The following is a 9,343-nucleotide window of genomic DNA, read 5'->3' as shown; positions in this document are numbered from 1 at the left end:
TGTAGGAAGCGCAACGCCTGTCCGTGGAAATATCTCGCTGAGGTTATCACGGCTCGGCGCCAGGGGCTGGATGTGCCTCCTCTGCCTCTTGCTGCGTAAAAAAAATGAGAGGGGTCTGAACGGTTACAGCGGAGCCGTACTACAAGCGTACGCTGGAAATTTGGGAAAAGTCACTTGGCAAAGAGCATTCAAAGGTAGCGACGTCCTTGAATAATCTGGCCGGATTATATCAAATACAGGGTCACTACGAGGAGGCAGAGCCGCTGTACCGACATGCTATTGCTATCATGAAAAAGAAATCCCCTGATGACCATCCGAACCTTGATACCTTGCAAGCCAACTACGACCTCCTTAAACAAAAAATGACCAAGCAGTAGCAACCGAACCACACACAACCATGCCCAGAATACACCCGATTATCACCGACAACATCGACAAGATCAAAACCCTGTGTACCCACCGCAAGGTCAAATCAGCCTTCGCCTTCGGCTCGGTCTGCACAGACCGTTTCTCCCCCACAAGCGACATTGATCTGCTCATCGCCTTTGAACCGATGGATTACGGCGACTATGCCGACAATTTCTTCCTCCTTGCCGAGGAGTTCGAACAGCTCTTTCAGCGCAAGGTCGATCTGGTCACAGAAAATTCCCTGGCAAATCCCTTTTTCATCAAGGCTGTCAATACAACAAAGGTAAAGATTTATGGATGAACAGATCAAAAAATATCTTTACGACATCCATGAAGCTATCACCTCCATTTTCAGCTACCTCGGTGAAAAAAGGGACTTCAACCTGTATCTTGACAACAAGATGCTACGCCGGGCTGTGGAGAGGGAGTTTGAGATCATTGGGGAGGCAATGAACAGGATAAACAAAAGAGATCCGAATATCTCCGTATCACACAAAATGCAGATTATCTCAATGCGTAACAGGGTAATTCACGGCTATGACAAGATTGATGACGCAATCGTCTGGGGAGTTATTGTCAAGTATCTGCCGCTTCTTCAGCAGGAAATCGAAACGTTGCTGGCTTTGGAGAGCGAGCCTGTTGATCCGAGGTTGTGAGTGCTATGAATACATTAGACCAAAAGCTCCATTTTGCTTTTGCAGCAAATCAGCAAATTATCCAACTCATTGCCGAGATTGATCTGTTTCGGGGGAAGTGGGAACATCTGGAGCAGCTGCATCCTCTTTTCCTTAACGAACTGAAAGGAATGGCAACCATTCAAAGCATTGGTTCGTCAACACGAATTGAAGGGGCCACCCTGTCAGATGCAGAGATAGAGCAGCTCATAGCTGACCTGAAGGTGAACAAACTGGAGAGCCGGGACGAACAGGAGGTGGTGGGGTATTACGATGTCCTTGAGCTGATTTTTGATAATGCTGAAGACATTCACCTGACAGAGAATTATCTCATGCAATTGCATACCCTGCTGCTCAGGTATTCGACCAAGGACAGCGGGCAAAAAGGGGCCTATAAAAAAGTATCCAACAAGGTGGTGGCAAGCTATCCAGACGGGACGCAACGTGTCATCTTTAATACAACAGAACCGTATTTAGTGCAGAAAGAGATGCAGGAGCTGCTCAACTGGACAAACAAGTGCCTTGAGAATTTGGAATACCATCCGTTGTTAGTTGCTGGCCTGTTTATCTATGAATTTTTGTCCATCCATCCCTTTCATGACGGTAACGGCAGGCTGTCGAGATTATTAACAACCTTATTACTGATTAAAATGGATTATGACTTTATTCAGTACATTTCCTTTGAGCATATCATAGAAAACAGAAAAGAGCGATATTATGCTGCCTTGATGGAGTGTCAACGCAAACGCAACACAGACGAGGAACGTGTTGATACCTGGATGGTGTTTTTTCTGAATGCGCTGAAACAGGTTACCATTAAATTGGACTTGAAGATGAAAAACAGCAGTGGGTGAGATTAACTACAGTGGATCCTAAACTTCGGTTTGGGAAGGCAGTTGAAAGCCCGATACCAGCAGGAAGTATCGGGCCTACAAAAACTTGTTGAGGCTTTGCTTTCTTACTCTTTGTTTTCTTCTCCCTCTGCATCAGGAGCTGTCTTTTCTGTCTCCGTGATTTCTTCTACGGGCTCAGATGCAGCAGCTTCTGACGTTGCAGGAGTATCTGCTGCCGCATTCTGTTGAGCTTTAAAGGTTTCTATAAGCTTCTGGAGGTCTGCAAGTGCTTTTTTATCAACATCTGAAAGTTCCATGGGCTCACAGCGCTCATCAGTCTTTTGTACGGCTACAATCATATCCCTGGTAATAGGAAGCGGGGCACAACCGTGGTCTGTTTCACAAACCATATCCCATTTTGGCTCAGCCTGGGCATGGCAGGAGAGGCAATTCTGACCAAAGTCGTTCTTCACATCTTCTCCGCCTCGGCTAACGATTTCTGTACCCTCTGAAGAGGTTTTGAGGACAAAGAATTCCCAGTCGTTGGTTGCTGCGTTAAAGCCTTGTTCCCGCTTAACCATCGCCTCTCCCGGAACGAGCTGAATAACGGTTCCCGGAGGATAGATCCCACCCTCCTCGGAATTGGCAACAGCCTGGGTTGCATCAATATTGCCCAGGATATTTGCGACATACATGTCTCGAACCGGTTGCATCTCACGAATACAACCAAAGTCCTGTCCTGTTATTTTAACGGTTTTTTCATCGGTATCATCATCACTTACCAGGATTTCTTCCTGAGGTATAGTCATTTCGTTTGTTTGTGCAGCTGTTTCTTTGCTTTCAGGTACTGCAACAGAAACCACAGGTTCCTGTGTTTCTGTTTGTTCGTTCTTTGCTTGTTTGCACGCAGATAATAATAGGAGTATTGATAGGCTGCTGAGTAAAATAGCTGTTTTTGTAATACGCATGTTGGTATCCCTCTCTGGTTATAGTAAATGCTATTCTCCTTTTAGCATCAATTGTATAAGTGAAAATTATATCTGTCAACAGCTTGATTCAAAAAATTAAACCAGGTTATGTTTTTTTAACCATGCAGTTTTTCCGCTAACCTGGAGAAGCGCTGGGTTTTGCGTTGGACCGTTGTGGTCATTCTTTCCAGAGAGGCACAAAGGATGAGTTTGCTTTTGGCCCGTGTAATACCAGTATAAAGAAGTTCCTGGGTGAATACCCGGCTTTCTTCTTCAGGCAAGAGGAGTAAGACCTGATCAAATTCCGATCCCTGGGCTTTATGCACTGTCATTGCATAGGCGGTCTCATGCTCAGGCAGACGAGCCGGACTGATTGAGGTCAGGCTATTATCTGCCCGTCGAAACCAAGCCCGCAAACGTCCCTGTTCATTTGGCCAGAGGATTCCGGTATCTCCGTTAAAAAGCTGCATCTCGTACTGATTACGGAGAATGATTATTGGTCTGCCCTGATACCATTCTCCCTTTTGACGGGCAAGCAGTCCGTTTTTGCGAAGAACCTGAGCCACCAGATAATTAATACCCTGCACGCCATCTGGCCCCTTTCGCAGGCCACAGAGAAAACGAAATGCTTCCATTGCGGCAAAGGCCTGTTCCGGGGAGGAGGCTGTGAGTATGGGCTGGAATCCCTTTGTAATCTTTTCTTCCAGCCATTCTTTCTTCTGTATCTCTGTATATTGTACTGCTTCCACATCAGGAAAGTCAGTCGCCATAACCTGTTGTACCTGTTCTACAGAGCCACTTTTCACCGCAGTAGCAAAAGCCCTTATCCCACTGTTCTTTTGAAAACGATAACTGGTGTGTAGCAGGATCAGGGAATCTGACAGAACATTATTGGATGCATTTTCAGCTCGTTTGTGAGAAGGCGAGGAAAACAGTCCGGCTGTACCGGTCAACTGTTCCAGCTCAGCACAGAGTTGCGGCGACCATCTTGATCCATCATCCCCGCAGAGATCTGCGAACAGGCTGCCTGCTTCCACTGAGGCCAGTTGGTTACGGTCTCCGAGCAGGATAATCCGCGTTTTTTCAGGCAGGGCTTCCAGGATATTGACCATCATTTCCAGATCAATCATTGAGGCTTCATCAAGGATGAGCAGATCCAGGTACAGCGGGTTTTCTTTGTTAAAACGGAAAGTAGCTGCACCAGGTCGGGATCCCAGCAGGCGATGCAGGGTCTGAGCCTGTTCCGGGATATTGTGACGAAGATTTTCTGGTAAAGAGAGTTTGGCCTTACGAATGGATTCTTCCAGGCGGGCTGCGGCCTTACCCGTGGGAGCAGCTAAGGCTATTTTCAGGAATTTTCTTTTTTTTCCTTGTTGTTGCCGGACCTGGAGAGATTGAATAGCAGCAAGAATGCGGGCCACGGTATGGGTTTTTCCGGTTCCTGGTCCGCCGGAAATAATCACCAAGGGTTTGATCAGAGCCAGAGCAGCAGCCATTTGCTGGAAATCAATATCTTTATTTTTTGTGTTCTCTGCTATAGCCTGGGGAAAAAGTTGTTGCAGGAGTTGGGCCGCAAGCTGATGATCCAGTTCAAGCTGGCCTGCAGCCCGGTTATGTAAGCTTGATGCAATGAACTGTTCATAGCAGAAAAATCGATAGAGGTAGAGATGATTTTGTTCATCAAGAATCAGAGGAGCATCTTCACCTGGTTGACCAACTACAGAGGTGGCGAGCAAGTCTTTGCGCCATTGTTGCAAATGAGGGCAGTATTCCTGAATTAGCTCAGCAAGGGTGGGGTGCTCAGGTGTTTTTTGTAAGGGGTAGCAGACATGCCCGTTGCCCACAGCAGCACTGGCCAGGATTGCGGCGAGGAGAAGGGAAGGATGCTTTTGCTGTTTATCCTCTCGTTTTGCCTGCTTTTCCAGGAAAAAACCGAGGTGAAGATCCAGAAGCCGTATTTCTCCTGAATCACAGGCATGATGCAGCTGCTTATTCATAAAAGGTAGATGTGTGTTATTCCGGCCTCTATGGTGTAGGGCTGAGGAGGTTACTTGTTCAGGAGATGCTTTTGCTGTTTTTTCTTTTGGAGATAGACAAAGAGGCGAAATGTAATGAGATAGGTGATGATGCCCAAGGGGATTGCCAAAACGAGCCCACCGGTCTGAAGAACCAGCATGGTGTCAAAGCCTAACTGAGTCATTATTTTTACCCCCTCAATAAGGGATGATTGCCGGACCAGCAGGACAACTTCATAGAGCTGATCCCAATCCAGCCGTCCTGGCAAAAGGATGCTGCCGATTTTCCAGGACAGATAGTATTGGGCCGCAAAGGTGAGCGGATTACTGATAATGGTCCCGGCAAGGAGAGCTGCAAGGGTATTGACCCGAAGCAGAAGCGTTACAGTGATAATGCAGATCGTGTGCAGGGGCAGGGTTGGAGTGATAGCAATAGAGGCACCGAGAGCTGATCCCATAGCAAGGGAAGAAGGTGAGCCTTGGAGACGAATAAAGCGGAGATAATAGTATCGGCTGGCCCGCCGGGGATTCAGTTTCACTGTAATTTTTTTTTCGGGCAAGATACATAGGTGCTTTAAAAAAAAGACCGGTGGGAAGGCCCGACCGGTCTTTGCAAGAGCGTGGAGCGAAATTTTTACTCAAGGAGAAAATCAGCTCTACGGTTATAAGCATAGTCTGATTCCTCAGAACCGGTAAAAAGAGGACGCTCCTCACCGTAGGAAACAGTGCGGATTCTGGCACTGTCTATTCCGAGTTTGATCAGGTATCTTTTTGCATTCATCGCCCGGCGCTCACCCAAAGCCAGATTGTACTCATTGGTTCCTTGCTCATCACAATTACCTTCAATAAGAACCTTGCTGGCTACATTGCTTTTTAAATATTCGCCGTTATGCTCCATGTGCGGTATTTGATCGTTACGGATATTTGACTGATCAAAATTAAAGTAAATAGGTCTTAATTGCTCTGAGGAGCGACCGTGTTTTTTCTTGTATGCGATAGACTTGTCTTCGTGGTTGCCAAAGCCGAGTTTTTGCTCTCCAATGCCGCTGCCTGCATCCAGGGATTCTATAATAGGAGTATTGTCCTCTTCGGGCAGAGGAAGATCCTCTTCCAAGGCGGCCAGATTTTCTTCGTATATAGTGCCTTGTTGGTCTTCGCCTTGCTGGTCTTCTTCTTGTTGCTCTTCTTCAAGAGTTGCATAATTGCTTAAAGGATAGGTTGATGCTGTTGCCATTTCTGAGCCGCCAGAACTCGTTTCTTCTGTTGCTGTTTGATATGGTTCGATTTCTTTTGGGCCACAGCCAGAGAGAGCAAGAGAAAGTATCATACAGGTGAAAAAAAACATGCGGGGCATGAATGTGTTCATGGGAGGATCCTCAACAAGATAGATTATTATATAAAAAGAGAAGGTAAATATATTTAGTATGTATATTTAACTTGTTCCGGCAGGGGTCGTCAAGGAAAAATCCAGGTTCTCTGAAGCTTTCTGACTGCTGTTTCTGAGGAATTTTAAAAAACATATTGCAATCCCGAGGAATGTGTCTTGCAAAATAGATGATTATAGTTTTATATTGTTATTATTGTAGAAAAAATAATTAAGGGGCTTGAGAAAATGAACAAAGAAGTTTTTCCTATAAAATCTGTCATTGCTACTCTGGAACAGGAAGTTGTTGATTACGAGGTACCGGTTGTCGACCTGATTGCAGCCCAGACCAAAGATCCGTTCAAGGTCTTACTGGCAACCATCCTGTCAGCCCGAACGAAAGACGAAGTAACTGCTGCTGCGGCTAAACGACTTTTTGCCCAGGCAGCTTCCATAGAAGATCTTGAACAGCTTTCTTTGCAAGAGCTGGAAAAAATTATCTACCCCGTTGGTTTTTTTCGTAATAAGGCAAAGTATCTTGCTGACCTCCCCGCAGTTCTCCAGGAAGAGTTTGGCGGACAGGTTCCTGATACAGTTGAGGAACTGATCAGGTTACCAGGTGTGGGCCGTAAAACAGCAAATCTGGTGGTGGCAGTGGCCTTTCATAAACCTGCCATCTGTGTGGACACCCATGTCCATCGGATTATGAATATTTGGGGATATGTTGCAACCAAAACACCATTACAGACTGAAATGGCCCTGCGGGAAAAACTACCAAAGGAGTACTGGATCACGATTAATTCTTTGCTGGTTGCCTTTGGTCAAGAAATCTGTAAGCCCCGGGCTCCTCATTGTGATCGCTGTGTTATTGCCCAGGATTGCCCACAGATCAATGTTACTCCACGTAAAGTTCCTGGTGCAGCCCCGGAAAAATCATCTTCAAAATCTCGATTTGTATCCTGGAATGTCAATGGCTTGCGGGCTGCTTTAAAGAAGGAGCCTGGCTTTCTTGATGTGCTCCATGAGCTTGATGCAGAGATTTTTGCTGTGCAGGAAATTAAGGCCATGCCAGACCAGCTTCCTGATGAGGTCAAGAATATCCCCGGTTATAAGGCCTATTGGTACCCGGCCCAAAAAAAAGGTTATTCCGGCACAGCTGTCTTTACCAGGAAAGAGCCTCATGAGGTTATCTATGGCCTGGGCAAGGAAGAGTTTGATCAGGAAGGCAGGGTGTTGACCCTGGAATTTGATGACTTTTATTTTATCACGGCCTATTTTCCCAATTCCCAGCATGGTCTGAAACGCTTGCAATATAAGCAGGATTTCAATAAGGAGATCCTGCATTATATGGATCAGTTGACCAAAAAGAAATCTGTGGTACTCTGTGGAGATTTTAATGTGGCCCATAAGGAGATTGATCTGGCCAACCCCCAGGCGAACATAAAAAATCCTGGTTTTTGTCCTGAAGAACGGGCCTGGATGGATGAGGTAACAGGGGCCGGGTATATTGATACCTTTCGTTTATTTCATCAGGAACCTGAACAATATACCTGGTGGAGTTATCGTTTTCAGGCCCGGGCCAAGAATATCGGCTGGCGTATAGACTATTTTGTGGTGGACCCTGCCAGCCGGGACCGGGTTCGCTCTGCTACAATTCATGATGATATCTTGGGATCGGATCATTGTCCGGTCAGTATTGAATTCGTTTGACATGGTGAGAAATATGGAATCGTATCGTATCATTCTTGCAGATGATCATTATTTGATCAGGAACGGGATCAGAAATATAATTGCCCAGGAAGCTGATTTGGAAGTGATCGCAGAGGCCTCTGATGGTCATGAGCTTGTTGAGGTACTGAAAGACAATAAGCCAGACATGGTGATACTTGATATTTCCATGCCGCAGGTCTGTGGGATTGAGGCCCTGGAACAAATTCATGAATCCTACCCTGATATACGGGTGTTGGTCCTGACCATGCATTCCAATCCTCAGTACTGTACCTATGCTTTTTCAGCTGGCGCACACGGATACATGTTGAAAGACGACTCTGCCACTGAACTCTTGCCTGCTATCTTAGAGATACGGCGTGGAAAGGGGTATGTGAGTCCTCAGCTTGCTCGGGAAGCTCCCTGGAAACAGGGTGAAGAAGTTTACCTTACTTCAAGAGAGAAAGAAGTTCTTCGGCTGGTTGTTGAAGGGTTGACCACAAGACAGATAGCTGAAAAGCTCTGTATCAGTTCAAGAACAGTGGAGCGTCATCGGTCCAATATCTTGAAGAAGTTTCAAAAAAAGAATACCAGTGAATTGATCAATCATATTTTAAAAAATTCTCATATATATTATTATGTCTTTGGCAAAAACCTTTGATATAAGCAGGTTGTATTTAAAATAAGTATATATACCCATATAAAAATGGGTATATCCCCCAATTGTTTTTTTGTTTTTTTCCCTTTAAATAAAAGCATACTACTTGTTTTTTTCCACTGCCTTTACAAGGAAAGGCTGCTGGAGCGTTGAAAAAAATAAACATACAGTTTGGAGGGCAAACAATGAATAAGCTTGATTTGGTAAAGACACTTTCTCAGACCGCAAATATCAGTAAAGCAGATGCTGAACGTGGTTTAGTCGGTTTACTGGAGACTATGAAAGGAGCTATGGAGGGTGGTGAGCGCATCAATCTTGTTGGGTTTGGCAGCTTTTCTGTTATTGACAGAGCACCCCGCGTAGGACGCAATCCCAAGACTGGTGAGCAGGTGAGGATACCTCCACGCCGCGGTGTAAAATTCTGTCCCGGCCAAGGGCTGAAACAAATATTTTCTTAGATTCATCTGATTGTCTGATATACCCCATGCCCCTAATGGCACGACTTTAAGGCTTGGCCTTTATGAACGAGTTGTATTTATTGAGAATTCAGAAAATTAATTTAGCCACAGATGTCATAACATATTGACACGGCTATTGATTTCTTGTAATAATGAAATTTTCACATCAATAAGCTACAGAGAGACATATGACATTTTCAAAACCAATCAAAAAAATCGGTCACCAAATTAACAAGCTAAAAGCCCGCTTCTGTCAATC

The 9,343-nt window shown here is 45.4% G+C and carries 10 protein-coding genes and 1 pseudogene; 7 read left to right on the top strand and 4 right to left on the bottom strand.

All coding sequences use genetic code 11. From position 1 onward, the window contains the following. Positions 1-131 precede the first annotated feature (131 nt). From L2082_RS16690 to L2082_RS16675, 4 genes and pseudogenes are all read left to right on the top strand, one after another. Positions 132-377: pseudogene (locus tag L2082_RS16690) on the top strand (tetratricopeptide repeat protein); the annotation flags it as partial. Positions 378-397: 20 nt separating this feature from the next. Then, a complete protein-coding gene (locus L2082_RS16685; protein ID WP_446009905.1) occupies positions 398-709 on the top strand; it encodes a nucleotidyltransferase family protein in 312 nt (103 codons plus the stop codon). Next, the gene (locus tag L2082_RS16680; RefSeq protein WP_446009906.1) at positions 702-1,064 is read left to right on the top strand and encodes a HepT-like ribonuclease domain-containing protein; all 363 of its coding nucleotides are present in this window, start codon (positions 702-704) and stop codon (positions 1,062-1,064) included. Before L2082_RS16685 ends, L2082_RS16680 begins: the two co-directional genes overlap by 8 nt. Positions 1,065-1,069: 5 nt before the next feature. Then, positions 1,070-1,936, top strand: a complete 867-nt coding sequence (locus tag L2082_RS16675; RefSeq protein ID WP_446009907.1) for a Fic family protein — start codon at positions 1,070-1,072, stop codon at positions 1,934-1,936. 104 nt (positions 1,937-2,040) lie between these two features. Here the strand turns inward: L2082_RS16675 and L2082_RS16670 are convergent, their stop codons facing one another. The 4 genes from L2082_RS16670 to L2082_RS16655 all read right to left on the bottom strand — a co-directional run bounded on the left by L2082_RS16670 (position 2,041) and on the right by L2082_RS16655 (position 6,264). Beyond that, on the bottom strand, positions 2,041-2,883 hold the full coding sequence (locus tag L2082_RS16670; protein ID WP_446009908.1) for a hypothetical protein: 843 nt from the start codon (positions 2,881-2,883) through the stop codon (positions 2,041-2,043). Positions 2,884-2,999: 116 nt separating this feature from the next. Further along, positions 3,000-4,880: an exodeoxyribonuclease V subunit alpha gene (recD, locus tag L2082_RS16665; RefSeq protein ID WP_446009909.1), complete on the bottom strand. Its 1,881-nt coding sequence runs from the start codon at positions 4,878-4,880 to the stop codon at positions 3,000-3,002. A 50-nt stretch (positions 4,881-4,930) separates the two neighbouring features. Then, positions 4,931-5,458 carry a DUF2062 domain-containing protein gene (locus tag L2082_RS16660; RefSeq protein ID WP_446011996.1) on the bottom strand — a complete coding sequence of 176 codons (528 nt, stop codon included), beginning with the start codon at positions 5,456-5,458 and terminating at the stop codon, positions 4,931-4,933. Between the two features lie 74 nt (positions 5,459-5,532). Beyond that, complete coding sequence (locus tag L2082_RS16655; RefSeq protein WP_446009911.1) at positions 5,533-6,264, bottom strand: OmpA family protein; 732 nt, start codon at positions 6,262-6,264, stop codon at positions 5,533-5,535. Positions 6,265-6,510: 246 nt separating this feature from the next. Here L2082_RS16655 and L2082_RS16650 point away from each other — a divergent pair, with 246 nt between their 5' ends. From L2082_RS16650 to L2082_RS16640, 3 genes are all read left to right on the top strand, one after another. Continuing rightward, the gene (locus tag L2082_RS16650; protein WP_446009912.1) at positions 6,511-7,971 is read left to right on the top strand and encodes an exodeoxyribonuclease III; all 1,461 of its coding nucleotides are present in this window, start codon (positions 6,511-6,513) and stop codon (positions 7,969-7,971) included. Between the two features lie 13 nt (positions 7,972-7,984). Then, positions 7,985-8,629, top strand: coding sequence for a response regulator (locus tag L2082_RS16645; protein WP_446009913.1), 645 nt, complete (start codon positions 7,985-7,987; stop codon positions 8,627-8,629). Between the two features lie 182 nt (positions 8,630-8,811). Next, entirely contained in the window at positions 8,812-9,084 is a 273-nt protein-coding gene (locus L2082_RS16640) for an HU family DNA-binding protein (protein WP_446011995.1), read from the top strand. Positions 9,085-9,343: the final 259 nt, after the last annotated feature.

Source organism: Candidatus Electrothrix sp. (assembly GCF_052785085.1).
This window is presented reverse-complemented; position numbering and strand designations above follow the sequence as displayed.

Bases quoted from the DNA above. Each gene is read 5' to 3' on its own strand.
- L2082_RS16685 (WP_446009905.1), top strand. From the start codon at position 398: ATGCCCAGAATACACCCGATTATCACCGACAACATCGACAAGATCAAA.
- L2082_RS16680 (WP_446009906.1), top strand. From the start codon at position 702: ATGGATGAACAGATCAAAAAATATCTTTACGACATCCATGAAGCTATC.
- L2082_RS16675 (WP_446009907.1), top strand. From the start codon at position 1,070: ATGAATACATTAGACCAAAAGCTCCATTTTGCTTTTGCAGCAAATCAG.
- L2082_RS16670 (WP_446009908.1), bottom strand. From the start codon at position 2,883: ATGCGTATTACAAAAACAGCTATTTTACTCAGCAGCCTATCAATACTC.
- recD (WP_446009909.1), bottom strand. From the start codon at position 4,880: ATGAATAAGCAGCTGCATCATGCCTGTGATTCAGGAGAAATACGGCTT.
- L2082_RS16655 (WP_446009911.1), bottom strand. From the start codon at position 6,264: ATGAACACATTCATGCCCCGCATGTTTTTTTTCACCTGTATGATACTT.
- L2082_RS16650 (WP_446009912.1), top strand. From the start codon at position 6,511: ATGAACAAAGAAGTTTTTCCTATAAAATCTGTCATTGCTACTCTGGAA.
- L2082_RS16645 (WP_446009913.1), top strand. From the start codon at position 7,985: ATGGAATCGTATCGTATCATTCTTGCAGATGATCATTATTTGATCAGG.
- L2082_RS16640 (WP_446011995.1), top strand. From the start codon at position 8,812: ATGAATAAGCTTGATTTGGTAAAGACACTTTCTCAGACCGCAAATATC.